The 25,841-nt window shown below is 48.1% G+C and carries 33 protein-coding genes; all 33 read left to right on the top strand.

Annotation, left to right across the window (positions count from 1 at the left end; genetic code table 11):
- Window positions 1-72: 72 nt before the first annotated feature.
- The 33 genes from spoIIIAF (at window position 73) to ACN6MV_RS22180 (ending at window position 25,803) form a co-directional block, all read left to right on the top strand.
- Window positions 73-834 carry a stage III sporulation protein AF gene (gene spoIIIAF, locus ACN6MV_RS22340; RefSeq protein WP_341114245.1) on the top strand — a complete coding sequence of 254 codons (762 nt, stop codon included), beginning with the start codon at window positions 73-75 and terminating at the stop codon, window positions 832-834.
- Between the two features lie 40 nt (window positions 835-874).
- On the top strand, window positions 875-1,516 hold the full coding sequence (spoIIIAG, locus tag ACN6MV_RS22335) for a stage III sporulation protein AG (RefSeq protein WP_042129823.1): 642 nt from the start codon (window positions 875-877) through the stop codon (window positions 1,514-1,516).
- Between the two features lie 67 nt (window positions 1,517-1,583).
- On the top strand, window positions 1,584-2,489 hold the full coding sequence (locus ACN6MV_RS22330; protein WP_042129821.1) for a SpoIIIAH-like family protein: 906 nt from the start codon (window positions 1,584-1,586) through the stop codon (window positions 2,487-2,489).
- A 147-nt stretch (window positions 2,490-2,636) separates the two neighbouring features.
- Window positions 2,637-3,146: an acetyl-CoA carboxylase biotin carboxyl carrier protein gene (gene accB / locus ACN6MV_RS22325; RefSeq protein ID WP_042129818.1), complete on the top strand. Its 510-nt coding sequence runs from the start codon at window positions 2,637-2,639 to the stop codon at window positions 3,144-3,146.
- Window positions 3,147-3,200: 54 nt separating this feature from the next.
- The gene (accC, locus tag ACN6MV_RS22320; protein ID WP_341114243.1) at window positions 3,201-4,544 is read left to right on the top strand and encodes an acetyl-CoA carboxylase biotin carboxylase subunit; all 1,344 of its coding nucleotides are present in this window, start codon (window positions 3,201-3,203) and stop codon (window positions 4,542-4,544) included.
- A 114-nt stretch (window positions 4,545-4,658) separates the two neighbouring features.
- Window positions 4,659-5,075 (top strand): Asp23/Gls24 family envelope stress response protein, encoded by a 417-nt coding sequence (locus ACN6MV_RS22315; protein WP_042132343.1) that lies wholly within the window; start codon window positions 4,659-4,661, stop codon window positions 5,073-5,075.
- Window positions 5,076-5,149: 74 nt separating this feature from the next.
- Complete coding sequence (amaP, locus tag ACN6MV_RS22310) at window positions 5,150-5,689, top strand: alkaline shock response membrane anchor protein AmaP (RefSeq protein ID WP_042129814.1); 540 nt, start codon at window positions 5,150-5,152, stop codon at window positions 5,687-5,689.
- 15 nt (window positions 5,690-5,704) lie between these two features.
- Window positions 5,705-5,938 carry a DUF2273 domain-containing protein gene (locus ACN6MV_RS22305; RefSeq protein ID WP_042129813.1) on the top strand — a complete coding sequence of 78 codons (234 nt, stop codon included), beginning with the start codon at window positions 5,705-5,707 and terminating at the stop codon, window positions 5,936-5,938.
- Between the two features lie 292 nt (window positions 5,939-6,230).
- Window positions 6,231-6,683, top strand: a complete 453-nt coding sequence (gene nusB / locus ACN6MV_RS22300; protein ID WP_042129811.1) for a transcription antitermination factor NusB — start codon at window positions 6,231-6,233, stop codon at window positions 6,681-6,683.
- A gap of 143 nt (window positions 6,684-6,826) precedes the next feature.
- On the top strand, window positions 6,827-7,684 hold the full coding sequence (gene folD, locus ACN6MV_RS22295; protein WP_042129810.1) for a bifunctional methylenetetrahydrofolate dehydrogenase/methenyltetrahydrofolate cyclohydrolase FolD: 858 nt from the start codon (window positions 6,827-6,829) through the stop codon (window positions 7,682-7,684).
- An 11-nt stretch (window positions 7,685-7,695) separates the two neighbouring features.
- Window positions 7,696-9,075 carry an exodeoxyribonuclease VII large subunit gene (xseA, locus tag ACN6MV_RS22290; RefSeq protein WP_076121751.1) on the top strand — a complete coding sequence of 460 codons (1,380 nt, stop codon included), beginning with the start codon at window positions 7,696-7,698 and terminating at the stop codon, window positions 9,073-9,075.
- On the top strand, window positions 9,053-9,310 hold the full coding sequence (xseB, locus tag ACN6MV_RS22285; protein WP_042129807.1) for an exodeoxyribonuclease VII small subunit: 258 nt from the start codon (window positions 9,053-9,055) through the stop codon (window positions 9,308-9,310). Before xseA ends, xseB begins: the two co-directional genes overlap by 23 nt.
- Window positions 9,297-10,244: a polyprenyl synthetase family protein gene (locus tag ACN6MV_RS22280; protein WP_339291410.1), complete on the top strand. Its 948-nt coding sequence runs from the start codon at window positions 9,297-9,299 to the stop codon at window positions 10,242-10,244. The genes xseB and ACN6MV_RS22280 overlap by 14 nt, the downstream gene beginning before the upstream one ends.
- A 99-nt stretch (window positions 10,245-10,343) precedes the next feature.
- Complete coding sequence (gene dxs / locus ACN6MV_RS22275; protein ID WP_042129804.1) at window positions 10,344-12,248, top strand: 1-deoxy-D-xylulose-5-phosphate synthase; 1,905 nt, start codon at window positions 10,344-10,346, stop codon at window positions 12,246-12,248.
- 46 nt (window positions 12,249-12,294) lie between these two features.
- On the top strand, window positions 12,295-13,194 hold the full coding sequence (locus ACN6MV_RS22270) for a TlyA family RNA methyltransferase (RefSeq protein ID WP_042129803.1): 900 nt from the start codon (window positions 12,295-12,297) through the stop codon (window positions 13,192-13,194).
- A 119-nt stretch (window positions 13,195-13,313) separates the two neighbouring features.
- Window positions 13,314-13,787: a hypothetical protein gene (locus ACN6MV_RS22265; protein WP_256989999.1), complete on the top strand. Its 474-nt coding sequence runs from the start codon at window positions 13,314-13,316 to the stop codon at window positions 13,785-13,787.
- Between the two features lie 148 nt (window positions 13,788-13,935).
- Window positions 13,936-14,385 (top strand): transcriptional regulator AhrC/ArgR, encoded by a 450-nt coding sequence (ahrC, locus tag ACN6MV_RS22260; RefSeq protein WP_042190440.1) that lies wholly within the window; start codon window positions 13,936-13,938, stop codon window positions 14,383-14,385.
- 63 nt (window positions 14,386-14,448) lie between these two features.
- The gene (gene recN / locus ACN6MV_RS22255; RefSeq protein WP_419884888.1) at window positions 14,449-16,176 is read left to right on the top strand and encodes a DNA repair protein RecN; all 1,728 of its coding nucleotides are present in this window, start codon (window positions 14,449-14,451) and stop codon (window positions 16,174-16,176) included.
- A 138-nt stretch (window positions 16,177-16,314) separates the two neighbouring features.
- A complete protein-coding gene (gene spoIVB, locus ACN6MV_RS22250) occupies window positions 16,315-17,427 on the top strand; it encodes a SpoIVB peptidase (protein WP_081954142.1) in 1,113 nt (370 codons plus the stop codon).
- A gap of 199 nt (window positions 17,428-17,626) precedes the next feature.
- Window positions 17,627-18,442 (top strand): sporulation transcription factor Spo0A, encoded by an 816-nt coding sequence (spo0A, locus tag ACN6MV_RS22245; RefSeq protein WP_042129795.1) that lies wholly within the window; start codon window positions 17,627-17,629, stop codon window positions 18,440-18,442.
- Between the two features lie 758 nt (window positions 18,443-19,200).
- Window positions 19,201-20,406 (top strand): hypothetical protein, encoded by a 1,206-nt coding sequence (locus ACN6MV_RS22240; RefSeq protein WP_419884887.1) that lies wholly within the window; start codon window positions 19,201-19,203, stop codon window positions 20,404-20,406.
- Window positions 20,407-20,421: 15 nt separating this feature from the next.
- The gene (locus ACN6MV_RS22235) at window positions 20,422-21,081 is read left to right on the top strand and encodes a sigma-70 family RNA polymerase sigma factor (protein WP_419884886.1); all 660 of its coding nucleotides are present in this window, start codon (window positions 20,422-20,424) and stop codon (window positions 21,079-21,081) included.
- Between the two features lie 29 nt (window positions 21,082-21,110).
- Window positions 21,111-21,560, top strand: coding sequence for a hypothetical protein (locus tag ACN6MV_RS22230; RefSeq protein ID WP_419884885.1), 450 nt, complete (start codon window positions 21,111-21,113; stop codon window positions 21,558-21,560).
- The gene (locus ACN6MV_RS22225) at window positions 21,557-21,946 is read left to right on the top strand and encodes a hypothetical protein (RefSeq protein WP_419884884.1); all 390 of its coding nucleotides are present in this window, start codon (window positions 21,557-21,559) and stop codon (window positions 21,944-21,946) included. The genes ACN6MV_RS22230 and ACN6MV_RS22225 overlap by 4 nt, the downstream gene beginning before the upstream one ends.
- The gene (locus tag ACN6MV_RS22220; protein WP_419884883.1) at window positions 21,946-22,338 is read left to right on the top strand and encodes a hypothetical protein; all 393 of its coding nucleotides are present in this window, start codon (window positions 21,946-21,948) and stop codon (window positions 22,336-22,338) included. The genes ACN6MV_RS22225 and ACN6MV_RS22220 overlap by 1 nt, the downstream gene beginning before the upstream one ends.
- A complete protein-coding gene (locus tag ACN6MV_RS22215) occupies window positions 22,338-22,730 on the top strand; it encodes a hypothetical protein (RefSeq protein WP_419884882.1) in 393 nt (130 codons plus the stop codon). The genes ACN6MV_RS22220 and ACN6MV_RS22215 overlap by 1 nt, the downstream gene beginning before the upstream one ends.
- Window positions 22,731-22,842: 112 nt before the next feature.
- Window positions 22,843-23,259, top strand: coding sequence for a BC1872 family protein (locus ACN6MV_RS22210; protein ID WP_419884881.1), 417 nt, complete (start codon window positions 22,843-22,845; stop codon window positions 23,257-23,259).
- Window positions 23,252-23,602 (top strand): hypothetical protein, encoded by a 351-nt coding sequence (locus tag ACN6MV_RS22205; RefSeq protein ID WP_419884880.1) that lies wholly within the window; start codon window positions 23,252-23,254, stop codon window positions 23,600-23,602. The genes ACN6MV_RS22210 and ACN6MV_RS22205 overlap by 8 nt, the downstream gene beginning before the upstream one ends.
- 119 nt (window positions 23,603-23,721) lie before the next feature.
- Window positions 23,722-23,865, top strand: coding sequence for a hypothetical protein (locus tag ACN6MV_RS22200; protein WP_419884879.1), 144 nt, complete (start codon window positions 23,722-23,724; stop codon window positions 23,863-23,865).
- A 237-nt stretch (window positions 23,866-24,102) separates the two neighbouring features.
- On the top strand, window positions 24,103-24,324 hold the full coding sequence (locus tag ACN6MV_RS22195) for a hypothetical protein (RefSeq protein WP_419884878.1): 222 nt from the start codon (window positions 24,103-24,105) through the stop codon (window positions 24,322-24,324).
- Window positions 24,296-24,733 (top strand): hypothetical protein, encoded by a 438-nt coding sequence (locus ACN6MV_RS22190; protein WP_419884877.1) that lies wholly within the window; start codon window positions 24,296-24,298, stop codon window positions 24,731-24,733. Before ACN6MV_RS22195 ends, ACN6MV_RS22190 begins: the two co-directional genes overlap by 29 nt.
- 45 nt (window positions 24,734-24,778) lie before the next feature.
- Window positions 24,779-24,976 carry a hypothetical protein gene (locus ACN6MV_RS22185; RefSeq protein ID WP_419884876.1) on the top strand — a complete coding sequence of 66 codons (198 nt, stop codon included), beginning with the start codon at window positions 24,779-24,781 and terminating at the stop codon, window positions 24,974-24,976.
- Between the two features lie 44 nt (window positions 24,977-25,020).
- Entirely contained in the window at window positions 25,021-25,803 is a 783-nt protein-coding gene (locus ACN6MV_RS22180) for a DNA replication protein (RefSeq protein WP_419884875.1), read from the top strand.
- Window positions 25,804-25,841: the final 38 nt, after the last annotated feature.

The raw sequence follows: 25,841 nt of genomic DNA, 5'->3' as shown, positions 1-25,841 counted from the left end.
TGCTTTCGAAGAGAGTTTTGTACGAAGTGATTTCACTGAAGGTTATGCTGACAAAACTTTAAGGAGGAAAAGATGAGCTGGTTAGGAGGATGGCTGCGGGAGATCATTCTTGTCGTATTGTTAGCATCGTTCGTTGAGTTGCTCCTTCCGAGTAAATCTATGGAGCGTTATGCGAGGCTGGTGCTGAGCCTCCTGATCCTACTTACCATGCTTAGCCCAATCGTTTCTCTCCTTAAAGGTGACGCAATAGCCGAGCTGAGTATAGCCATGGGGCGGCAGGAGAAAGAGGGAGGCTTGTTCACAGGAGGGGGAAGCGGAGATCCTTCTTTGGAAAAGATTCTGGCTGATGGGCAAAAGCTTGCGCAGGGGCGTCAGGATCAAAGCCTCAAGCTGGCGGCTGAAGAGGTTGCTGAACAAATGAGGGAGCAAATTATCAGCGAGACCGGCAAACGCGGGGTTAACGTCGCTGTAACGCTCAGTATGGCGAAATCCGGCGGTTCTGGTAACGAGGATATTCCTGTTATCTCCGCAGTGAAGGTCTCGATGTCCTCGGCGACAGGTAATCCCATAGGGGTTTCCGGAACCTCCAGCACAGCGGCTGCTCCACCAATTGCTATCGCTCCAGTAGAGCCTGTTGAAGTGAAAATCGGTGCAAATCCAGAGAATGGATCAGCATCAGCAGATGAACCCAAAGCAGTAAACGGAAATGTATCAGAAGATAACAAAACTTCAAGTGAAACGGAATCCATCGTAAAGCTATTGGAACAAAAATGGGATTTGGATCCCAAAGTAATCCAAGTGGATGGCGGCGTTGTGAATAACGTCAAGTTATGAGTCTGCAGCTTCTAAACTAACAATTTTAGGAGGGATAAGCGTGGGCAATTGGCTGAAAAAGCTGGAGCAATGGGCTGGGGGCGGGGCTGGCAGTCCGAAGAGAAGTCATACTTTTCGCTGGCTGATCATCTTAGGCCTGCTGGGCGCAGCGATAATGCTGTTTAATTCCTTCGTCAATGTGAAGAAGATTGATAACGAGAATACAGGGCGTGAGCCGCCGCTGAATCAGTCCTCCCAAACGGCGCTGGTTCAGAGTGATCCAACAACATCCAATTCGTTCGACAGCATTGAACTGGCGATGGAGAATCGAATGAAGGAGATTTTGGAGAAAATCGTCGGTGTCGGTACAGTCGATATCATGGTTACCGTGGAGTCAACAGAAGAAATTGTTGTGGTGCGCAATATGAACGACTCCCAGCAACTTAGTGAGGAGACGGATGCCAGTGGTGGTAAACGTCACACGACACAATATACAAGGGATGGCGAAATCGTAACTTACTCGCAATCGGGCGATGAGACACCTATTGTGACGAAGCGGATTAAGCCTCAGGTCCGTGGTGTGCTGGTAGTTGCCAAAGGGGCAGAGAACAAGGTTGTCCGTGGACTCATAGAGCAGGCTATTGAGAAAGGCTTGAATGTACCGATTCAGCGCATTTCAGTAGTACCACGCAAACAAGAGTAGCAGGAGAAAGTCAAGAAGTGAGTGCTTCCGAAGCAGCCACTAGATTAAATTTTAGGAGGAATAAAGAATGAACGGCAAAAGACAAACAATATGGTTGGTTTCTATGCTCAGTTTGATGGTTGTACTCTCGGCATACTATTTATTTACTGAAGATTCAGGTGCATCGGTTCCAAAAGACACAGCAGGAACTATGCAGGTAGACTCCTTGAAAAAAGATACAGCAAACGCAGCATTACCAACGGTTGGCGACAAAGGTATCGTTGTGAACGAAGTGGTCAGTCAAGGAGATGTTGTTGCTGATGGAGGCGTTGTAGATAACGCTACAGCCACTGACGATAGTGCAGCTACTGCAACTACTGATGACAGTGCAACTACAGCGGTTAAGGATGATAGCAGTAAAGCTGCAGCAGACAGCGGTAACTCTGAGAAAGCTTCGACGGACACTGCTGCAAAAGACTCCAGTAAAACTTCTGACACAGCAACTAAGGACACAGCAGCTAAGGATACAGTAACTAAGGATACGGCAGCTAAGGATACAGCGGCTACTACAACATCCAAAACCCCTGCTAAGAATGATAAAGAAATCCTGGATGAAGTAGCCTCACAAAGTGTATCGGCGAGCAGCATGTTCACTAACTACCTGTATGAACGTGAGCAAAAGAACCTAAAGAGCCAACAAGACTTACTCGCTTTGATTAACGATATGGAGAAGACGCCTGCTGACAACGCAGTTGCTCAAGAACAACTCCTTAACCTTGAAGAAAAAGAATCTAAAATTACGGGCATCGAAGAACAGCTTCAACAAAAATATGGAGAAGCCATCGTGAAGGAAGAAGCTGGAGACAGCTATAAAGTAGTCGTACTCAGTGACAAGCTGGATGTGAAACAAGCGGTTAGTATCGTTGATCTCGTGATGAAGGAACTGAGTGTGTCTCAGGATAAAGTTAGTGTTCAATACGTTTCCGAGAAATAATAAGACGTGAAATTCTAGGAAAAATGACGAAAGAGCTCGGGTTCTCCCGGGCTCTTTCCATTTCTAGTGTTTATGATATAATACATAAAGTTATCTTGTCCGCTTAAGAAGTGGCTTCGAGAGAAAGCTGAAGGAGTGAACTAATGTATGTTCAAGTTGAGCGAAATTAAGGAATTAATTAAATTGCTGGACCAGACCTCCTCTGTACATGAGTTGGAGATCGAAAGCGAAGGAATGAAGCTTGCAATTCGCAAACCGGATCGCCCTGAAGCTGATGGAACAGCAGTACAGGCGACTCCTTATAATGCCTATCCCTTTACGCCTGCCCCGCAGCCGCAGAGCGTGCAGCAAGTGCCTTATCCAGTAATCAGTGAGGTTCCTCCAGCGCAGCAGCCACAAGCCGTCGCAGAAGGCAAACTACATAAAATTGTATCTCCAATGGTGGGAACGTTTTATAGTGCCGCTTCTCCGGAAATGCCATCGTTTGTTAATGTTGGAGACCGTGTTGGTGAGAAAACTACGGTATGCATTATCGAAGCGATGAAGCTGATGAATGAACTGGAAGCGGAGATTAAAGGTGAAATCGTGTCCGTACTGGCCGAGAATGGTCAGCTTGTAGAATACGGTCAACCACTATTCCTGGTTAAACCGGAATAAATACCGCAGATTACTTATGGAGCGGAAGCTTCGCAAAACTTTGGGAGGAAACGCATGAACATTCAAAAAGTGTTGATTGCCAACCGCGGCGAAATCGCGGTCCGCATTATTAGGGCCTGCCGAGAACTGGGCATTTCCACCGTCGCGGTCTATTCGGAACCCGACCGGGATTCACTGCATGTCCGGTTGGCTGATGAAGCTTACTGCATCGGTCCGATGCCGTCCAAGGACAGCTATCTGAACTTTACAAATATTATGAGTGTAGCCACCTTAACAGAATGTGATGCCATCCATCCTGGTTATGGATTTTTAGCTGAAAATGCAGATTTTGCAGAGATTTGTGAATCTTGCAATATTATCTTCATTGGGCCATCTCCAGATGCAATCAACCGTATGGGGGATAAAGCTGTGGCGAAGGAAACCATGAAGCTGGCTGGCGTTCCGATCATCCCGGGCTCAGATGGCCTCGTAGGTGATGTTGAGGAAGCCGTCATGCTGGGCCGTGATATCGGATACCCGATTATCATTAAGGCTACCGCAGGTGGCGGGGGTAAGGGCATTCGGATTGCTGAGGACGAGGAATCATTGGTGAAGCAGATCACTGCTGCACAACAGGAAGCGCAAAAGGCGTTCGGTAACGCTGGCGTATATCTGGAAAAGTACCTCACAGGTATGAAGCACGTAGAAATTCAAATTATTGCAGATAAGCATGGTAATGTAGTGCATTTAGGTGAACGCGATTGTTCCGTACAGCGTCGTCGCCAAAAGCTGATTGAAGAGGCTCCTTGTTCTGTACTCACACCGGATATTCGTGAAGCGATGGGTAATGCTGCAGTTCGTGCAGCACTCGCTGTAAACTATTCGGGAGCGGGAACACTTGAATTCCTGCTTGGTCCGGATGGACAGTTCTACTTTATGGAAATGAATACTCGTATCCAGGTGGAGCATCCGGTAACTGAAATGGTTACGGGTGTGGATCTGATCAAGGAAATGATCTCTGTTGCAGAAGGAAATCCTTTGTCTTTTACACAGGAAGATATCGTAATTAATGGTTGGTCGATTGAATGCCGTATCAATGCGGAAGATCCAGAGCGTAATTTTATGCCTTCACCAGGTAAAATTGGCTTTTATTTGCCGCCTGGAGGTCTCGGTGTTCGTGTAGACAGCGGGGCTTACCCTGGGTATACGATTTCCCCTTTCTATGATTCTATGATTGCAAAGCTGATTGTATGGGCACCTACACGTCAGGAAGCGATTGCAAAGATGAAGCGCGCCTTGGCTGAATTTGCGGTGGAGGGAATCCACACAACGATCCCTTTCCATCAGAAACTGTTGGAGCATCCAGTGTTTCTGGATGGCAATTTTGACATCAAGTTTCTGGAAGAGCATGAAATTTAGGACGACTTCGCTTTGTTTGTCATAAAGTTCGTCAAATGATATAGTATGTTTAATAAGAGACGTGCTTTACGCTTGAATTTATGAGAATCTTTGTTGAAAGGTGTGAAGTCTAAAATGAGTACATTGCCGACAGAATACGAACGGACAGAAATCGGTGAGATCCAGATTGCTCCTGAAGTGATCGAGGTGATCGCAGGTTTAGCGACCGTTGAGGTTAAAGGTGTAGCAGGCATGAGCGGTGGTTTCGCCGGTGGTATTGTTGAGCTTCTCGGACGTAAGAACTTGTCCAAAGGAGTTAAAGTAGAGGTTGGACAACGCGAAGCTGCAGTGGATGTTTCTGTAATCATTGAATATGGTAACCGTCTTCCTGAAGTGGCTGCTGAAATTCAGCGTAATGTTAAGCGTTCCATCGAGACTATGACTGGTCTGACTGTTGTGGAAGTGAATGTGCATATTCATGATGTACAATTCAAGAACAACAACACTGTAGACAAGAACGAGGAAGCTGAAACTGTTCTTCGCGTGAAATAACAGTCGTCGTTCTTCCATAAACCCCCGACAGCAAAGTCGAGGGTTTACTCTAATTTAAGGAGGTTATGAGACTCGTGGCAAAAATTTTGGACAGACTTTTGCTGTTTGTCTACAGCTTAAGTATCGGAATATTATCTGTTATTGCCATCCTCCTCTTGAGCGGTGCTATTCCTAAAACTTTGGAGATTGAGAATGGACCAGCAGCTTATATTACTGCAATTGTGGTAGCAGTTGTCTTGTTCCTTCTGAGCATCCGATTTTTCTACATCTCTTTGCGTCGTGATCGTGCTTCTTTACCTTCTGTTGATCAGCGTACAGAGTATGGGGATATCCAGATTTCAGTGGAGACCATTGAGAATCTGAGTCTGAAGGCTGCCGGTAAAGTGAAGGGAATCAGAGATCTCAAATCGCGTATTCGCGTTTCTCAGGCTGGCCTTGAAATTACAATTCGCGCAGTAGTGGATGGTGAACATTCATTGCCGCTATTAACCACAGAAGTGCAACGTCAGGTGCATGATTTTGTGCAGGAGACAACCGGTATTCCGGTTGCAGATGTGTCTGTGTACATTGCTAACCTCACGCAGTCTCCAAGCTTCAAAAGTCGAGTGGAATAGAGGTGAGTTTCCCTTATGTCTTGGAAAGAAGTATGGGAAAGTCACGGGGGTAGAATCGCCGGAGTGACTTTCGGCATTGGTCTAGGTTTGATCTATTTAATTTGCGGTTTTTGGGATATGTTGTTCTTTGCACTGGTAGTGTTCATCGGATATACGCTCGGCAAAAGAAAGGATAACGCAGAAGCTCCCCTGTTTCAGTGGCAGGAGCTGATCACGCGTCTGTCCGGACGCTGGCGTCCCTTCAAATGAACCGCGATAGTCTTTTTCCCGGAGCAGGAAGCCGTAAGTTTGTGTTGTCCAATGCGCCAGGAAGAAAGGCTTTGCGGTTTTTTTAATTAAGAAATTTATCATTAACGGACAATAATCCTCTAAGGATTAGGGATAGAAGTCGAAGAATTTGGGCTTAAAATAATTGTAGGCGAAGCAATTAAAAGTTTGAATGATTATCACACTAGAGGTGTGAAGTTCTATCTATGGTTGCCCGACGTTGTAGAAGTTTAAGTAAACATGTTAATGCGATATAAGATTTTAGGAGGAACACATGAAAAGACGTATAGCGAGAGAGATTATTGTCCAAAGCCTGTATCAGATGGAAATGAACGATGTAGAAAGCGCGGATGCCGTAGAAATGCTGCTGGAGGAAGCTTCAGAGGAGAATGAAACCGAGCGTGTAATTACGGACGAGATTCAGCTCAAGCACTATGTGGTGGAGCATGTAAACGGAGTATGGGAGCACAAAGTTGCGATTGACGATATGCTTGAGCATTACTTGAAGGGCTGGCAGATGAGCCGTTTGTCACGTGTCGATCGTCAGATTTTACGTCTTGCGGCTTATGAAATGGTGTTCGCGAATGATGTTCCGGCGAAGGTTGCTGTGAATGAGGCTATTGATTTGGCCAAGCATTTTGGAACGGATGATTCCGGTAAGTTTGTAAACGGTGTGCTTGGGAAGATGATTCAAGAGATCGATACAATTAAAGCTGACCATTCTTAATATTAAAAAAAGTAAGAAAGTTTGAGTTTGTATCTATTCTTTATGTCTTATATTTCTCGCTTAAACGCTTATCGTCCTAATAAGGACGTCGAAGGCGTTTATGCTTGTACAATAGTAAAGTATATAAAAGGGGAGAGACTATCATGACAGCAGCAATCATCAGTGGTAAACAAGTATCTGAGGAAATTCGTATTGGTATTGCCCAGGAGGTTGCTGAACTGGCGAAACGCGGCGTGAAGCCCGGTCTGGCAGTAATTCTAGTAGGTGAAGATCCAGGGTCACAGGTTTATGTTCGTAACAAGGAAAAATCCTGCATCAGCCTTGGTTTCCATTCGGAAGTGCATAAACTGGATGAGTCTACTACTCAGGAAGAATTGCTGGCTCTCGTAGCGCAGCTTAATGGACGCGATGATATTGATGGGATTCTGGTTCAGCTTCCGTTGCCTAAGCATATTGAGGAAAAAGCCGTTATTGATGCAATCTCTGTGGAGAAAGACGTTGACGGCTTCCACCCTGTAAATGTAGGTAACCTAGTGATTGGTGCAGACAGTCTGCTTCCTTGTACACCTGCTGGTGTAATTGAACTAATCAAACGTACAGGAACAGGTATGGCAGGCAAACATGCTGTGGTCATTGGCCGCAGTAATATCGTAGGCAAGCCGGTATCTTTGTTGCTGCAACGTGAGAATGCTACTGTAACGATGTGTCACTCCCGTACAGCTAATATGCAAGAAATTAGCCGCCAAGCAGATATACTGGTTGTAGCGATCGGACGCGCTAATTTCATTGATGCTTCGTATGTGAAACCGGGTGCTGTTGTCATTGATGTCGGTATGAACCGTTTGGATAACGGTAAGCTTGCGGGTGACGTTGATTATGATAGTGCAAAAGAAGTTGCCGGATACATCACACCTGTTCCGGGTGGGGTTGGTCCGATGACCATTACAATGCTGATGAGCAATACGCTGATTGCGGCTAAACGCCGACACGGCTTGGAATAGGGGTAGGATTCATGGCGGCAGAGCGGCAGGTCTATTCGATAAAAGAACTCAACCGTTATATCCGCATGAAGCTAGACTCGGATACGTTACTTTCGGATGTATGGATTCGCGGAGAGATTTCCAACTTTACGCATCACGGCAGCGGTCATATGTATTTCACGCTAAAGGATGAGAGCAGCCGGATCAAGGCGATTATGTTCGCTTCCCATAACCAGCGCCTGCCGTTTATTCCGAAGGAAGGTGCCCGGGTTATCGCTAGAGGTAATGTGACAGTATATGAACGGGACGGGCAGTACCAGTTCTATGCCACACATATGCAGCCGGATGGAATTGGTAGTCTATATTTAGCTTATGAGCAGCTGAAGAGTAAGCTTGAGCAAGAGGGGCTGTTTGCAGAAGCGCGTAAACGGCCGTTGCCTCGCTTTCCGAAGTGCATCGGCGTAATTACTTCGCCAACGGGTGCAGCTGTACGGGATATCGTGATTACACTCCAGCGGCGGTTTCCGCAGGTGGCAATTGTAATCTATCCTGTACTGGTGCAAGGCAAAGGCGCCGCGCCTTCGATCGTGAAGGCGATTGGAGCGCTGAACCGCATGGGTGAGGCCGACGTACTTATCGTCGGCCGCGGCGGCGGTTCGCTTGAAGAGCTGTGGGCGTTCAACGAGGAGGAAGTCGCGCGAGCGATATCGGCATCAAGCATTCCGGTCATCTCGGCCGTTGGCCACGAGACCGACTTCACGATTGCCGATTTCGCCGCCGACCTCCGCGCGGCTACCCCCACAGCGGCCGCTGAGCTGGCCGTGCCACATGCCGGCGAGCTTGCTGCGCAGCTTCGCGGGCAGCAGCAGCGGCTGCGCCAAGCGCTGCAAAGACGCGCCCAGCGCGGACGCGAGCGTCACGCGGGGCTGGAACGCTCGCTGGCGCTGGCAGGCCCGCGCCGCTCGCTGATGCAGCACACGCAGCGGCTGGATCAGCTGCGTGAGCGGCTCCAGCGCTCAGCGGATGCACGGCTCAGCCGTTCCCGCGAGCGCAAAGCTGTGCTGCATCATAGTCTGCAGCGCTTCCATCCGCACGGCAGTGTTGCCGCTGCGCGGCAGCGCACCGAGAGCATACGCCGTGAGCTGATGGGTGCCATGCAGGCCCGCCTGCAGGAGAAGAAATCTCGCTATGTAGCGGAGATTCGTCATCTGGATGCGCTGAGCCCACTAAAAGTCATGTCGAGAGGCTACAGCTTAGTCTATGACGAGGCAGAAGAACATTTAATCAAATCGCTGAACGAAGTACAGCTTGGCGATCTTGTAGTGATAAAGATGAATGACGGACAGCTGAACTGCCAGGTATGGGGAATGAAGGAGGATGGCAAAGACGATGACGAAGGAAGCGGAACTTGATTTTGAAGGCGCCATGGACCGGCTGGAGGAAATCGTACGTGAGCTTGAACACGGCGACGTTCCCCTGGAGAAGGCCATCGATTTATTTCAGCAAGGTATGAAGTTATCTCAGCTTTGCGGCAGCAAGCTTGAGCAGGTAGAGCGTAAGATCGAAATGATTACCCTAGAGGACGGAGAACTGCGTAAGAAGCCGTTTGGTGCACGTCTGGAAGGGGACGCCGATGACTCGCTTTGAGCATGAGCTTGAGAGAAACTCTGAAGGAGAAACACTGCGTCAGCCACTGGAGGATTACATCGCGTCCTTAAGCGATCTAGTCTCAAATGAACTAGAGGTTATTCTCCCCACACAATGGATGGTTCCAGAGAATTTGCAGCAAGCCATGAAGTACTCACTTATGGCTGGGGGCAAACGCCTCCGGCCACTGCTGGTGATTATCGCATGTGAAGCACTGGGAGGAAGTCGAGAGGCTGCCCTGCCTGTCGCTGCTGCTATAGAGATGGTACATACCTACTCGTTAATTCATGATGATTTACCTGCCATGGATAATGATGATTATCGGCGTGGAAAGCTTACGAATCATAAAGTCTTTGGGGAAGCTACAGCGATCCTTGCGGGTGATGCGCTTCTGACCCATGCTTTCTACAGTGTGGTACAAGCCTCGCGTAAATTTGGCGTCCCTGCGGAAAGTGTACTATCCATCGTGGAGGATTTGGCGGAAATGGCAGGTCCTCGTGGTATGGTTGGCGGTCAGATTGCAGATATGGAAGGCGAGCAGGGTCTAACCGATCTTGCACAGCTAAAGTACATTCATCTGCATAAGACAGGAGATTTGATTATCTTCTCGCTACTAGCTGGCGGTCGTATTGCAGGCGCTAACGAGCAGCAGCTCAAGGCCTTACATGAATTTGGAACAGCCGTTGGACTCGCTTTTCAGATCCAAGATGACATTCTAGATCTGGTTGGGGACGAAGGCAAGCTTGGTAAAAAGACAGGCAGTGATGTCAAACAGCATAAGGTAACCTATCCTTATTTTATTGGCCTCGAAGCCTCGCGTGAAGAAGTGAAGCAGCTTACAGAAACAGCCCGTAATGCTGTACTGAACGGCGGCTTTCACGACCACCAGCGCCTGCTGGAAATTGCAGATTATTTAATGGCACGAGATCACTAATTATGAACTTTCGAAACGGCTGTATTTCGACAGCCGTTTCGTTTGTGTTATAATGGGTTTTATATAATTTACAACATCTAGGAAAGCGGGGAACTATACGTGCTGCTTCCACAAATAAATGATCCTGAACAACTGAAATCTCTGTCAATTGATGAGTTAAATACTCTAGCGGAGGAAATTCGTCGATTTCTGATTGAGAAGCTTACAGCAACTGGTGGGCACCTTGGATCCAATCTTGGAGTCGTGGAGCTCACTTTGGCTTTGCATTATTGCTATAACAGTCCTCGGGACAAAATGATTTATGACGTTGGTCACCAGGCCTATGTCCATAAGATACTAACCGGTCGCCAAGACCGTTTCGACACCTTGCGTAAATATCAGGGCTTGTGCGGATTTGTTAAGCGCTCCGAAAGTGAGCATGATGTGTGGGAAGCTGGACACAGCAGCACCTCATTATCAGCAGCAATGGGGATGGCGATGGCCCGTGATCTCAAGGGTGAAGACAACAAAGTAATTGCCGTGATCGGTGACGGAGCACTTACTGGCGGAATGGCGTTTGAAGCACTTAACCATATTGGTCATGAGAAGCGTAAGCTAATGGTTATTTTGAACGACAATGAAATGTCCATAGCTCCTAACGTAGGGGCAATGCACAATTACTTAAGCAAGATTCGTTCAGATCGCCACTATTTGCGTGCTAAAGATGAGGTTGAAGGGCTGCTTAAGAAGATTCCGGCCATCGGAGGGCGTTTAGCGAAGACCGCTGAACAGTTAAAGAACAGTCTTAAATATATGATGGTACCTGGTGTATTGTTTGAAGAGCTTGGCTTTACGTATCTCGGCCCGGTGGATGGACATGATTTAGAGAAAATGATTGATACCTTCCACCAAGCAGATAACGTGGCTGGACCTGTACTTGTGCATGTATTGACGACCAAAGGCAAGGGCTACAAACCGGCTGAGACCGATTTCTATAAATCGCATGCCATCTCACCTTACAAAATTGAATCGGGTCAGTCGCTTAAAGCTGTGGGTCCACCAATGTACACCGAAGTATTTGGCAGTACGCTAATTGAACTGGGCCGGGAGGATTCGCGTCTGATTGCAGTTACGCCTGCGATGCCAGGAGGCTCGGGCTTATTCCCATTCGCGAAGGAATTTCCGGATCGTATGATTGATGTCGGGATTGCGGAGCAGCATGCGGCTACACTTTGTGCAGCTTTGGCTATGGAAGGGATGAAGCCGGTATATGCGGTGTATTCCACCTTCATGCAACGTGCCTATGATCAGATCGTTCATGATATTTGCCGTCATAACGCAAATGTTATGTTCGCTATTGATCGCGCTGGATTTGTAGGTGCGGATGGTGAGACTCATCAGGGCGTGTACGATGTTGCCTTTATGCGTCATATTCCGAATATGGTGATGATGATGCCTAAAGACGAAAATGAGCTGCGTCATATGATGAAGACGGCGCTTGAATATAATGACGGCCCGATCGCTTACCGATACCCTCGAATTAATGGTACGGGTGTGACGATGGATGCAGAGATGCATACCATTCCAATCGGATCTTGGGAACGTCTACGTACTGGGGAAGGTTATGCGGTTGTTGCTTGCGGTCCTATGGTTCAAGTGGCTGAAGAAGCCGCTGATTTGTTGAAGCGTGAAGGAATTCAGGTGGGCGTTGTGAATGCGCGTTTCCTGAAGCCGCTCGATAACTCTATGCTGCTTGATTTGGCTCACGCTGGAACCAATATGGTTGTTATTGAAGAGGCTAGCCAAGCGGGAAGTCTCGGCAGTGCGGTATTAGAATTCTATGCAGAGCATGAAATTTATGATGCTCGTGTACATCTGATGGGTGTACCTGACATCTTTGTGGAGCACGGCTCCATTAAAGAACAGCGCCAGGAAACAGGTCTTACTGTAGAAAAACTATGTGCACGTATCAAGTCCATGATGGCTTTGAGTGCTTATAATTACAAAACAACTTCGTCTTCCTAAGTGGAAGCCGGAAATTAGCAACCCTTTGAACGATCGGGAGATGACCATGGAACACCGTAAAGAACGGATAGATGTATTGCTTGTTGAGCAAGGTTTTTATGAAAGCCGTGAGAAAGCTAAAGCAGCCATTATGGCAGGGCTGGTGCTAGCGGATGAGGAACGCATTGAAAAGGCTGGTATGAAGGTGTCACGGGAGGCTACCCTTAAGGTTAAGGGCTCTGTACATCCTTATGTCAGTCGTGGGGGCCTAAAGCTGGAGAAGGCTCTTCGCCAATTTAATATTGATCTTACGGGACGGACCATGTTAGACATCGGTGCTTCTACTGGAGGCTTCACGGATTGTGCACTTCAGAATGGAGTAAGCCATGTGTACGCGATAGATGTTGGTTATAATCAGCTGGATTGGTCGCTGCGTAATGATGAACGCGTTAGTGTTATGGAACGTACGAATTTCCGATATATGACGCCTCCAGATTTGGTGGGTCCGATCCCGGATTTTGCGAGTATTGATGTTTCGTTTATCTCCTTAAAAATAATTCTTCCACCGCTCAAAGCGTTGCTTAAGCGCCCGGCGGATATTGCCGCGCTGATTAAGCCGCAGTTTGAGGCGGGGCGGGAGAAGGTTGGTAAATCAGGTGTGATTCGTGACTCTGCTGTCCATAAAGAGGTATTGATTAATGTACTGACCATGGCGGCAGAGCTGGGTTACCAGCTACAGGGATTAACCTTCTCACCGATTACAGGTGGGGAAGGGAATATCGAGTTTCTTGCTCACTGGAGACTATCGCCTGAAACTGCGGAAGATGAAGAGGTATTATTACCTTCAGATGCTGTCTCATCAGTCATATCAGTGGAGGATTTCCCATCTCTTGCGGATGAAGTGATTAAGCAGGCTACGGGTACTTTTAATGTAAATTCAACTCATGGAAACTCATCGCGCCGGTGAGTTTCTTTTTCCATATGGTCAAGTCAGTGAAATCGAATATACGGAAAGCTCCTAAAAAGCCTGCGCAGAAGAAGGAATTAGCAAGGCTTCACGCGAATAAATCACCGAGGTGATTGATAGTGGCGGGTAGCTCTGACAAGGTCGTCATGGCGTTTATTGGAGTAGCATTATCGATTTTTATAATTTATCGGATATATATATGGCTGCAAAGTTCTCCGCGTTCTTTCATGAAGGATCAGATCCCGTTTAATAAAGTGATTATTCCTCACCCTTCTATAGACATACTAGAGGATGAAGGGTATGAGGTCGTTGGAGGGAAGCTCAAAATCCCGTTGTCCTTCAACGTAAACGGGGCGCAGATGTATAGCCGGTTATTTATAGATTATGTGGCGACTAAGGAAGAAGGATCAATATATTTGGTCATCCTTTCCAGACCACGCAAACCTTTAGATTTCACAGGAAGTGGCTTACGGGATACCTTGCTTCCGTACTTACTGATTTATCCGGAATGCAGCGGAGTTCTGTATGTTAATGTTGCTGCGGGATCTATTCAAGTGATTAGGCTCGGCAGGGATGACGGAGAATCAAACTGAGTCCATATTTAACTAGGTGTATGCTTCCGAAGTAGTTTTGCCGAAGCTATTCAGGGTGCATCGCTTACAAAACTAAGTCCATGCTTCCGATGTAGTTTTGTCGCTGCAAATCTGGAAGTGTCGCTTACAAAACTTTTAGGAGGCAACAATGAAGGGACAACGACATATTAAGATACGCGAGATTATTACGCAAAAGGATATCGAGACACAGGACGAGCTGGTAGAAGCTTTGCGTGAATCTGGTTTCCAGGTTACTCAAGCGACTGTATCTCGGGATATTAAAGAGCTATTGCTTATTAAGGTTCCTATGGATGATGGAAGATACAAATATTCACTTCCAACCGATCAACGGTACAATCCAATCCAGAAGCTGAAGCGCGTTCTAGTGGATAATTTTGTACAGATCGATTCATCGGCTAATCTTGTGGTGATGAAATGCTTACCGGGGACGGCTAACTCAGTGGCAGCTTTGATTGATAATATTGACTGGCCACAAATTATGGGGACCATCTCTGGTGATGATACCATTCTTATTATTTGCCGCCAGCCTGAGGACAGCAAGACCGTAATTTCACAAATTATGGGTTATATTTCTTAAAATATAAAAAGTATTAACATCATTCTATCAAATTCTTATCATCTTCTCGGAGGTGCTCTATTAGTGTTAGAAACCTTGTCTATTCGCAATCTAGCCGTCGTTGAGGCGGTAGATGTGCATTTTTATCCTGGCTTCCATGTGCTTACAGGGGAGACTGGGGCAGGTAAATCCATTATTATTGATGCGCTTGGACTGATTGCCGGAGGCCGCGGTTCCGCGGATTCTATTCGTTACGGCTGTGAAAAAGCAGAGATGGAAGCGCTCTTCAGCCTTCCCAGCGGTCATCCCGTCTGGGATACTTTGGAGCGCCTTGGCATTGAGGCCCAGCGTGAGGAGCATCTTATTATACGTCGTGAGCTTACCTCTCAGGGGAAAAGCACATCACGCGTAAACGGACAAATGGTCAATCTTACGATGCTTCGTGAAATTGGCGAGCAGCTGGTGAATATTCATGGACAGCATGAACACCAAAACTTATTGAAGGCAGAACGACATTTGGGACTGCTGGATACATACGGAGAACCTATAATCGGGCCGCTTAAAGCGGTATATCAGGAAAAGTATTCCGCCTTTGCAAAAGTGGAGAAAGAGCTCCGAGAGCTGCAGGAATCCAGTCAGAAGGCATACCAAATGCTTGATTTATATCGTTTTCAGTTAGAAGAAATTTCATCTGCTGCATTAAAACCGGGAGAAGATGAATTACTTGCCGAAGAACGGGTCAAACTATCCCACAGTGAGAAAATGATGGATTCCGTATCCGGTGCATATGAGCTCCTCTATGATAGACAAGGCTTAGAATCCATCGGTAATGTCATTTCAAGGCTCGAGGATGCGGTTCGTTACGATGAAAAGGGTCTTAAATCCGTGCTTGAGCAGTTGCAGTCCTCTTATTATCAACTGGAGGATGCTGCATTTCAGCTTCGTGATTACCGCGAAGAGATTGAGTTCAACCCACAGCGACTCGAAGAAATCGAGAACCGTCTTGATTTAATCACCGGACTTCGCCGTAAATACGGAGATAGTGTAGAACAGATTCTGGCTTATTATGAACAAATCCATCGGGAAACCGATCTGCTTGAGAATAAAGATGAATATCTGGAGAAGCTGACGACCAAACGCGATGCATTATTAGCTGTGTTGATGGAAGCAGCTGCTGAATTAAGTGAAGCACGGAATCTGTGTGCGTCTGATTTGGCCACGCAAGTGGAAAGTGAACTTAAAGATCTTCAGATGGAAAGAACCTCGCTACAGGTTAAATTAGATACGCTGGAGGACCCACGTGGTGTTGAATATAAGGGTCGGCGTATACGTCTCACAAGACAAGGGATCGACAGTGCGGAATTTATGATTTCCCCTAACCCTGGCGAGCCGTTAAGACCTCTTGGCAAAATTGCCTCGGGTGGTGAGTTGTCGCGTATTATGTTGGCAATGAAGAGCATTTTTGCGCGTCATGATGCAATTCCAGTTCTGATTTTTGATGAGGTGGATACCGGTGTGAGTGGTCGAGCTGCTCAATCCATTGCAGATAAACTGTATAAGCTGTCCTCCACCTGTCAGGTGTTCTCCATTACGCACTTACCGCAGGTGGCTTGTATGGCTGATCATCAGTACTTAATCCGCAAAAAGGTTGAGGACGGAAGAACCATGACTGAAGTGGAATCACTCTCGAATGATGGACGTGTAATGGAGCTGGCCCGAATGCTGGGTGGGGTGGAAATTACCGAAAAAACATTGCACCATTCGCAGGAAATGCTCAATTTGGCTGAGGCCAGTAAGGCTGCAACAAGCTAAGCGGAACAATGATTGACAGTAATAAAAGCCTGGGGGCAAGGTTATCTTATAGGTACGCAATTGGCGACCACCTTTTTCGTCAAGCGAAAGAAGCAAAAGGGAGCGTGACAGCCATTGAAGCCTAACCTCAGGAAGTTAATGCCAGGCCTTTTATTTGCCTTCTTTCTTAGTTTATCGGGCATAACGGGAACCCACCAAAGTTTTGCCGCACCATTGAACAGTGAGCCTGCCAAGGTGACTGCGCAAGGAATGAAACCGGAACTGAAGGTGATCCCGGGAGGTCAAACGATCGGAGTGAAAGTGAAATCAGCAGGTGTTCTGGTTGTAGGACATCATCTGATTGAAGTATCCGAGAAATCTAAGCTTTCCCCAGGTGAAATCAGTGGTTTGGTACCTGGTGACTTGATGATCTCCATTGATGGAGAGAAGTTGGACGAGTTATCTAAGGTGGCCAAGCTTGTGGATCGCGCCGGAAAAGCGAATAATTCTCTGACGATTGTCTTTAAACGCGCTGGGAAAGAGCATACAGCCAAGCTCAAACCCGCGTATGATATTAATGACAAAGTTTGGAGGCTAGGCCTGTACATTCGAGATTCTGCAGCGGGTGTTGGCACATTAACTTTTTATGCCCCGAAACAAGGTGTCTATGGAGCTTTAGGACATGTGATTACGGACATGAATACAGGAACACCAATCGTTGTTGGCAGCGGTCATATCGTTCAGTCCAGTGTAACGTCGATTTCTAAAAGCCAGGATGGCGATCCTGGTGAGAAACGAGCTCATTTCTTGAAAGAAAGCCAAGTGCTTGGCAATGTTGAGAGTAATACAGATTTTGGTATCTTCGGTAAAATGAATCGTAATCCCGAGCATAGTCTTTATAAAGAACCTATTCCTGTGGCGATGAGTAATCAAGTCAAGGAAGGGCCTGCTGAGATTCTAACCGTGGTAGATGGACAGCAGGTGGAACGGTTTAATGTTGAGATCATTCATGTGGCACATCAGCAGACACCAGCTACAAAGGGTATGGTAATTCGTATTACAGATCCTCGACTGATCGATAAGACTGGTGGTATCGTTCAAGGGATGAGCGGAAGTCCAATCGTTCAAAATGGACGGCTCATCGGCGCAGTAACACATGTATTCGTAAATGATCCTAAGTCCGGATATGGCTGCTTCATCGAATGGATGCTTAAGGATTCTGGTGTAACGCTACAGGAGAATAGGTATCCATTAAATCTTAAGGCGGTTTAGCCTTAAGATTTTTTTGTCGAAGGATTACGAAGATCATCGAACTTTGAAATAAAATATTTAATTATAATCCATGCCAGAAAAAAAATAAAGAAAAATAATTTTCGACAGAAGGGAATTCAATCTCCATGTCGAAAATGTTAAGAGACAAGAAAAAAATGTTATTTTCGAATAGCAGATATAATTAAGGAGGAAGCAGCCAGTGCAGAATATTGAAGTGTTGTTGGCCGATGATAACAGGGAGTTTACGAATTTGCTTTCCGAATACATTTCTGAACAAGAAGATATGACGGTAACGGGTATCGCCTACAATGGTGAAGAAGTGCTTCAAATGCTCAGCGAAGCACGCAAAGTTCCCGATGTCCTTATTCTTGATATCATCATGCCACATTTAGACGGTCTGGGTGTCTTGGAACGTCTGCGTGATATGGATCTGAATCCTCAACCGAAGATCATCATGCTGACCGCTTTTGGTCAGGAGAACATCACTCAAAGAGCTGTACAGCTTGGTGCATCCTATTATATTTTGAAACCGTTCGATATGGAGGTCCTGGCAAATCGTGTACGTCAGCTTGTAGGGGTCCAAGGCAGCATGAGCTCATCCTCTAACATGTACAACTATTCGTCGACGTCCAGATCGAATGTAGTGCCGCTTACGAAGGGCAAGAATCTTGATGCTAACATTACCTCGATCATCCATGAAATCGGTGTTCCAGCACATATCAAGGGCTATCAGTACCTGCGCGAAGCGATCACTATGGTATATAACAATATCGAGATCCTTGGTGCGATTACAAAAACGCTCTATCCAGCCATTGCAGAGAAATTCAAGACCACCCCTTCACGCGTTGAACGCGCAATTCGCCATGCGATTGAAGTGGCTTGGACCCGTGGCAATATTGATTCCATCAGCCATCTATTCGGCTACACCATTAATATCTCCAAATCTAAGCCTACTAACTCGGAATTTATTGCCATGGTAGCCGACAAGCTGCGGATTGAGCATAAGGTGTCTTGAAACGCTGGTGTTACGCGGAATAAGGACGTTTGATAGAACGTATGTTCACGTCAACTTGTGCGTTCGTTGAACGGAGATTCCGATAAACTATCGGTGCGCGACTCCGTTAAACTTTCCGTATTCGCCAAGAAATAGAGCGCTAATTTATCGGACGTTTAGCATAGCGAAATTTTAACGCAGTTTTATCTTTATAGCAATTAAAAAGCGAATAGTTAATAAAAACGTCGATCTCTTCGGAGGTCGGCGTTTTTTATTTTGCGTAAAAGTGTGCGGGGAGAAGGTCGACTGCGTTGAAGTGTATGAAGGGTCGAGGCGGACATCTGCTGGAGAATATCGCAGATTAATTAACGTGCAGGTGGCGCTACTCCATTCGTTATTCTCTTGATATTCTCCTTTAAGGGAAAACGCCGCAAACCCTTGCTACATAAGGCTTTTTCCGGAGTTTTAGCACCTTTGAAGTGCTAAGTATTAAATGATAGGTCCGACGCTGCTAAGCGGAGGGCGAGGAACGAGAGTGACGAAGCAGGGCTATTGACTGCGGGGAACAACGCCCCTTGCCAATCGAGTCCGCTAAAGCGTCCACGAATCATAATTAGATAACTTTAAGCGCGAGTAAGAAGTAGGTTAGGTAAGTCATGATGCGTAGTCGAAGAAGAGTCTCATGTAGTCAACATATATAACTGCGCGGATTTTATAACGCTAGACTAAAACCTCCGTTATTGGAGTAGCGCTATCTACCGTGAAAGGAGACTTAACAATTGCGAAGTATCAACGTAATAGACGCAATCATGGGCGCAGGCAAAACGTCATGGGCGGTTCAGCACGTAAGCGAAGCGGACGTAACCAAGCGCTTTATCTACATCACTCCGTTCTTGGACGAGATTAAGCGGATTAAGAGCGCGGTCACCGGGCGCACCTTCATCGAGCCGAACAACGCTAATCAAGAGCGCCGGAAACTCCGCAGTCTCAAAGAGCTGATCGCAGCAGGCGCAGACATTGCCGCAACACATTCATTGTTCCAAACGGCGGACGACGAGTTAATCGAATTACTCGCGGAGGCCGGTTATACGCTGATACTTGACGAGGTGATGGACGTTATCGAGATCGCGAATATTACACGCCAGGATATCGAGATTCTCGTTGAGTCCGGTAAAGTTGCGATCAAAGACAGCCGCGTTATTTGGATCAGCGAGGAGTACGTTGAGGGGCGTTTCTTCGATATCAAACAGCTCGCACGCGCCGGCAACCTGTTCTTCCACCGCGGACGATTCCTCGTATGGTCGTTCCCTGCGCGAGTGTTCAACGCCTTCGACGCGGTGTACGTAATGACGTATTTGTTCGATGCGCAACTGCAGCGTTACTACTACGATCTCCACGGTATCCAGTACGAATATAAGACGGTTAAGCGTGCGGAGGATGGTGGGTATTATCTTGCGGAGTATAACCGCGAGCATGAAAAGCGCGCCGACCTGTTTGCACTAATTGACGTATATGACGGACCACTAAACGATATCGGACGCTTGCCAAACTCGTTCAGCGCAACGTGGTTAAAGGCGGCAGATGCGGCGTCAATCGTGGCGGCTCGGAACAATATGCGCAACTATCTACGAAATATATGTAAAGCGCCAGCCTCCGGAATACTGTGGACGACGAAGAAAGATAAGGCGCGGTCATTGGCGTCGAAAGGATTCACAAAGTCGTTCCTACAGTGTAATGCGAGAGCCACGAATGAATACGCAGATAGGTACGTACTCGCTTACATGTTCAACCGCTATATGCATCCGCATGAGCGCGCCTTCTTCGAGGATCGCGGCATTTCCGTTAATCAAGACCTGCTCGCAGTATCCGATCTTTTACAGTGGATATGGCGCTCGCGTATTCGAAATGGGGAGTGCGTACGTTTGTACTTACCGTCTAGTCGCATGAGATCGCTATTAATCGCTTGGAGCAAATACGAAATTTAACCGGAGGTATTACGCATGAAATTTCCCGACAATCCGTTACTCGGTCCGCTATCACGCGCCGACTTCATTACCGCTAACCTTTCGCTAGTCGAAACGGTCGTCAACCGTCATTTCCGCTCGCAATGCGCTGCGACACGCACACCACTAACGGACGCAAACAGCGAAGGTGCGATCGGTCTCATTAACGCATATGACCGCTATAATGACGCAGCCGTACCGTTCGGCGCATTCGCCTTTCCGCACATTTACGGTGAGATCGCAAACGCGATATCCCGGCGGCCGACTACCGGCATTAAGATCCCGGAGTGGATATATCCGCTGATTAAACGTATAAATTCCGCAGGCTTATCGGGCGAGCAGCCGGAAGTCGTAGCGAAGGAACTCGGTATTACCGCGGCTAAAGCGCGCCAGGCTCTCCGCTGTATACGGATTAAATCTACGGATGCACTGCCGGAAAAGGATACGCGGGGCCATTCGGACGACTATACGTACCTTGACGCGGATACTTTCCTCGCGCGATTAAAGCCGCAGCCTAAGAAGATCATCCATATGTTAATGGCGGACTATTCGCAGTCAGAAGTCGGTCGTGCGCTAGGCATGTCGCGCCAATCCGTTCGCGCTACCGTATTACGTGTCCGCGAGAATTACGAACGTTACGAAAAGATCAGCGCCTAGACGCGCTGCATAACGAAGGAGGTTACGCTATGAAATTCCGCAAGAAACCCGTTATTGTCGACGCAGTCCAGTACACTCCGGGCCTCGAAGACGGCTACACATGTTACGTAATTGGCGGAGGGCGTTTCGTCGGCTACCACGATAAAAGGACGCCGATACCGCCTGCTTTCCGTAAGGTTCCCGCGATTAAAACAGCGCAAGGTCACGCTGAGATTGACGCATATGACTGGATCATTACGCGAGCAGACGGTTCTCGTTACGTATGTAGTCCGCGAATATTCGAGCAATTTTACGAAGCCGCCGACGGACCGCCACACGAAGACGAAGCGCATGAAATGATACGCGAAACATACGTAAAACGCTATTACCCTAAGCCGGAGCATCAACGCTTTCGTACGGAGAGTATCGCGTACGCTAACGGAATGATGTACGTATTGAATACGCTTGGTATAAAAATCGAAGGAGTGAATGCGCAATGACAACGGAAATTAAGAAGGCGCCGCTTCCACGTAATGTAGCGGACAGGATCGAGGAGCTGCGGATTAGTCTCGGTAAGAGTAACGAGTATATCGCGGAATTGTGGATGCGTACAGGTGGCGGAGTTCCGGCTGCTACGACGGACTTGCGGCAAGTATCGTTTGATACGCTGATGGTCGCGCTGATAATCGGCTATGAGCGGGAGAAGACCCCGGAGGAGACTATAGCGGATATTTACCGCAATCTCACGGAGTCAGCGAGAGAGGCGCGCGGAATGTATAACGGTGATCCAACGCGCTACACTATGGCCGCCTTGACGTTGAAGCGCGTAATCGGACTGCTAGACGTAGTCATTCCCGGCGTAAATGACACGGAGGTGAACGCGTAATGTCAACGAATAAACCGGTAACAATTCCGCGTGAGGTGGCGGACGCAATCGAGTACCTGCGTACGGACGAGGGCGACGGGGTTACGTACTCTAACGAAAGGATCGCGTTAATTTACGCCGATACCACTTACTCCGGAGGTACTACGACTATTCTCCGCAAAATCCCGTTCGACACGCTGATGCGCGCCTTGCTCGACGGATACGAACGCGAACTGACGGAGGAAGAGAAACGCGAGCAAGCTTACGCAAGTATACTCGCTTCGTACGTTCACCACGAGGATGAGGCGCACGAGGATTATTCATGCGGATATTGTGACGGAGTAGAGGAGACGCTCGAAGCGCTCGGCGTCAAAGTTCCAGGCGTAAATGCACCGGAAGGAGGCGCAGCCTAATGTTTAACGCACAGCTCACGCCAGACTACGCAATCCAATCGGACGCCAACGCTAATAACTTCGTTATCAAACGCCGCCGCATCGTAGACCCTACGCAGGCTCCCGGATACAAACACATCGAAGGCGCAGAACCGCCAGCTAAGCGCGAGGTATGGGACGACGTGGCGTATTATCCGGTTAACGCCGGAGGTCTGCGTGCGGCCCTCGATTACGTACGCTTCCACGCGGCGGTCAGCGCTGATACGGCGTCACTTACGGATTTTATGGCGGCGTTGCAGACGGAGACACAGCGGATAACAACGGTAATGAGTGCGGTAGTCGATACGTGGCCGAAGGTTAGCGTTGTTCTAACGTTGAAATCGCGTGGAAATAGCCCCGAAGACGCCACGTAAGGGTTAGCGGTAGGGCCTCCGCAAGTTCGCCCGATTACCGCCGAAAGAACGCTATTAATACGCCGCCACTACGGAGGCAGACGATTATACTACGAATAAGGGAGCGGATGTTATGAGTCGCGGAGAGATACTCGCAAAGTGGGCGGAGTTAGGCGCAAGGGAACGGGACGCGTGGATCGCAACCGCAGTTATGGGCTGGCGCAGAGTCTCGCGTCCGGGCGGTGGTGGCGGGTATATCGGATGGCAGGACGCAGAGGGACGTGTCGTGGCGATCGAGGAAGATTCTATGACAGTAGATTCGCGCGACTACTTCCGGCCAAGTAGAGACATTTCCGCAGCATGGACGGTGTTTGAGCGCTTTCCGTATATAGAAATTGCGCGTATTCCTGGCGAGACAACCACGTACGGTGTACGGATAAACGGACTAGACGGAAGCATACTCGCAATGACGCAGGAATCAACGTTCCCGGAAGCGATATGCCTCGCGGCACTCATCGCGAAGTTAACGGAGGTGTCCGCCGATGTCTGACGTATTAATCACGAAGTTTCCCGTAACCGCGCCGGATGGAACGGAGTTTCGCGTTAAGATCGAAGACGTATACGATGGCGGTGATATTCGCGTGCTTCTACACGTTAAGCGCAAGCGTTTCGGCTTCCGTAAGATTACCGGTTATTGGTATGATCGGCGCAAACTTGATGACATAACGGAGGAGGGCGTCGTTGATTACGTAGCGCTCGTTCAGCGGTTTATGTCCGAATACTATGCGGGGCTTGCGTACGGTGCGGCACGGGATCAATTACGCATTGATAAGGATGCGCGTAAACAGGCCGCAGTCGAGCGGTTTAACGCGTGGGACGGACGAATTGAGTAATGCCGCATTATTGCACACAAATGCAACACGTTTTTTGATATCGTAATTAGCGAGGAGGCAACGTAAGTGAAGACGGTTAAAGACGTTATCGAGCATTACACGAAGGGAGAGCGGAAGTAGTGACGCAGTTAACAAACGAAGAGATTAACGAGTTCAATCTGTGGCTGTATGAAGAATCCTGCGCACGTTGCGGGCTTAATACTCCAGTTGTTGGATACGAATGGTGTGCGGAATGCCGTCCGGGGCTCAAAACGAAAACGTGAGAGAGGCGTAGTATTCGGGAGAAAACGGGAGATGAACGATCTTCAGGCGCTGGTAATTAGCACACACTTTTCGGTGTCAATCCTCACAAATAGCATCGTTCATCATTTTTAGTTATCTTAATCCTCGCTAATCGGAAGCAAAATTACCAGTAAAATTAGTACGTCAATTCATAAAAATCGCCGAATTTGGCGTTCGCATATCGTTCGTACTAAATCTATAATCGGAGGTGTTGACGGGTGAAGATGTGCGGGGATGACTGTATTGCAGCGTGTGATTACTGCGTGTTCTTTCATCGCTATATCGACGGAGACGGAGTTTTTAACAATCCGGACAATGACGGACGCTGCTTACGGACTTATGAAGAGATCGAGAGTTGCGCGGGATACTGCGAAGAGTTTGTATGCGTAGGATACGAGGAGGTGAACGCTGATGACTCCACGCAAGAAAGCGCCCGCTAAACCGAAGATTACCGCCGACCAACGCAAGGACTGGCGCAATCTACCTCTCGCGGATTGGAACGTTCTCACTTGCCACGCGATGATTATCGAATTGAACGCGGAGAGATTCGGCGTAGAGAAATACGTACCGATGCGCGGTTGGCAATTCGAACAAGGCGTACTCAAGCGCTCATTAGCGGATTATGGTGCGCCAGCTTTACGCGAAACTATCGAGCGTGCATTTACGGAGTATAAGCCGACGCGGGAATATCCGCAGCTTACCGCCGGATTCCTAGTAGCGTATCTCTTGCCGCGCATAATGCCGCAAGTCCTTGCGAACGGGCAACGTAAGGAACGGGTAAAGGCAGCGCAAGAGACAGCGGTAGTAAATGGCGGGATGACGGCGGAGGAATTGGCGGAGTTTTTATAAACGAGGGATAAATAGTAGACGTAAACTATGAAGGAGTGATGGATAATGGGGACGTTTAATTCAAAAAATGAAAATGCCGATGCGATAGTCTGCCCTCATTGTGAAAATGTGCATGGTAATTATGATGAGTACCTTGAGGTAGGGGACATGAGTGGAGAATTTGAGATGGAATGTGTGAAATGCGGTGAGAATTTTAAAGTCGATTTTTATAGCGTCGTTTGGTTCAAAACCGAAAAGGCCTGATGTGTAGTACGGAGAATACGTATATTACGTAAAGGAGGAACGCTATGTCACACAACGCGCATTCAAAAAACTGCATACTATCCGCGCAGTGTACGCTAGCCGACACCGCCAAGTGCAACGCACGTTGTCCGTCCTTCATTGCCGTACATGGCGCGAATATGAACGGCGGACGCGTAGGCGCAGCGAATATACCTGCGGACTATAAAGGCATCACGCTTGCCAATTCGCCAGCACGCGTAGGCCAGGAAGCAGCGTATAAACTGGCGGAGCCGTACGTAAAGACTTTTATGCGGCAATTCGGTGATGCTGCGGAGAATAAACGTATCAAGTCGCTGTATCTGTATAGCGAGTCGCCAGGCACCGGTAAGACCACGATGGCTGCCGCGCTGACTCACGAGTACATCGTGCGCCATTACATCGGAAGCATCCAACGGAACGGGCAACCGTTGGAACGTCCGGCATACTTTTGTGACGTAAACGCCTGGCAGACGCTATTCCTCGGATTCAACCGAGCGCATGTACCGCCTGCGACCGCCGAACCGTTAGCTGCCGAATACTACGCGATCGAACACCGCACAAAAGTCGCCCCATTCGCGGTCCTCGACGATATCGGCGTACGTAGCGCCAGCGAAGCCTTCCGTGCGGACTTGCATAGCGTCATTAATCATCGGGTGGCTAACGGATTGCCGACGGTGTACACGAGTAACGTGATGCTCGCGGATCTGGCGCAAGTGTTCGACGCGAGGTTGGCTGACCGCATACGCGAGCAGTGCGTAGAGATACGATTTGTCGGCGAGAGTAAGCGAGGTCTGCGCAAAACGGCGTAAATAGGCGTTAAGATGGGATTTCGGGAGAACGTATGGTA

The organism is Paenibacillus sp. B-A-8 (assembly GCF_048572915.1).
Taxonomy (GTDB): domain Bacteria; phylum Bacillota; class Bacilli; order Paenibacillales; family Paenibacillaceae; genus Paenibacillus_AQ.
The sequence above is the reverse complement of the archived record's forward strand: the minus strand, read 5'-3'. Positions and strand labels throughout refer to the sequence as shown.

Coding starts and splice junctions, on each gene's coding strand:
- spoIIIAF (WP_341114245.1), top strand. CDS start 73: ATGAGCTGGTTAGGAGGATGGCTGCGGGAGATCATTCTTGTCGTATTG.
- ACN6MV_RS22330 (WP_042129821.1), top strand. CDS start 1,584: ATGAACGGCAAAAGACAAACAATATGGTTGGTTTCTATGCTCAGTTTG.
- accB (WP_042129818.1), top strand. CDS start 2,637: ATGTTCAAGTTGAGCGAAATTAAGGAATTAATTAAATTGCTGGACCAG.
- accC (WP_341114243.1), top strand. CDS start 3,201: ATGAACATTCAAAAAGTGTTGATTGCCAACCGCGGCGAAATCGCGGTC.
- ACN6MV_RS22315 (WP_042132343.1), top strand. CDS start 4,659: ATGAGTACATTGCCGACAGAATACGAACGGACAGAAATCGGTGAGATC.
- ACN6MV_RS22305 (WP_042129813.1), top strand. CDS start 5,705: ATGTCTTGGAAAGAAGTATGGGAAAGTCACGGGGGTAGAATCGCCGGA.
- nusB (WP_042129811.1), top strand. CDS start 6,231: ATGAAAAGACGTATAGCGAGAGAGATTATTGTCCAAAGCCTGTATCAG.
- folD (WP_042129810.1), top strand. CDS start 6,827: ATGACAGCAGCAATCATCAGTGGTAAACAAGTATCTGAGGAAATTCGT.
- xseA (WP_076121751.1), top strand. CDS start 7,696: ATGGCGGCAGAGCGGCAGGTCTATTCGATAAAAGAACTCAACCGTTAT.
- xseB (WP_042129807.1), top strand. CDS start 9,053: ATGACGAAGGAAGCGGAACTTGATTTTGAAGGCGCCATGGACCGGCTG.
- ACN6MV_RS22280 (WP_339291410.1), top strand. CDS start 9,297: ATGACTCGCTTTGAGCATGAGCTTGAGAGAAACTCTGAAGGAGAAACA.
- ACN6MV_RS22270 (WP_042129803.1), top strand. CDS start 12,295: ATGGAACACCGTAAAGAACGGATAGATGTATTGCTTGTTGAGCAAGGT.
- ahrC (WP_042190440.1), top strand. CDS start 13,936: ATGAAGGGACAACGACATATTAAGATACGCGAGATTATTACGCAAAAG.
- spoIVB (WP_081954142.1), top strand. CDS start 16,315: ATGCCAGGCCTTTTATTTGCCTTCTTTCTTAGTTTATCGGGCATAACG.
- ACN6MV_RS22235 (WP_419884886.1), top strand. CDS start 20,422: ATGAAATTTCCCGACAATCCGTTACTCGGTCCGCTATCACGCGCCGAC.
- ACN6MV_RS22230 (WP_419884885.1), top strand. CDS start 21,111: ATGAAATTCCGCAAGAAACCCGTTATTGTCGACGCAGTCCAGTACACT.
- ACN6MV_RS22225 (WP_419884884.1), top strand. CDS start 21,557: ATGACAACGGAAATTAAGAAGGCGCCGCTTCCACGTAATGTAGCGGAC.
- ACN6MV_RS22220 (WP_419884883.1), top strand. CDS start 21,946: ATGTCAACGAATAAACCGGTAACAATTCCGCGTGAGGTGGCGGACGCA.
- ACN6MV_RS22215 (WP_419884882.1), top strand. CDS start 22,338: ATGTTTAACGCACAGCTCACGCCAGACTACGCAATCCAATCGGACGCC.
- ACN6MV_RS22210 (WP_419884881.1), top strand. CDS start 22,843: ATGAGTCGCGGAGAGATACTCGCAAAGTGGGCGGAGTTAGGCGCAAGG.
- ACN6MV_RS22205 (WP_419884880.1), top strand. CDS start 23,252: ATGTCTGACGTATTAATCACGAAGTTTCCCGTAACCGCGCCGGATGGA.
- ACN6MV_RS22190 (WP_419884877.1), top strand. CDS start 24,296: ATGACTCCACGCAAGAAAGCGCCCGCTAAACCGAAGATTACCGCCGAC.
- ACN6MV_RS22185 (WP_419884876.1), top strand. CDS start 24,779: ATGGGGACGTTTAATTCAAAAAATGAAAATGCCGATGCGATAGTCTGC.
- ACN6MV_RS22180 (WP_419884875.1), top strand. CDS start 25,021: ATGTCACACAACGCGCATTCAAAAAACTGCATACTATCCGCGCAGTGT.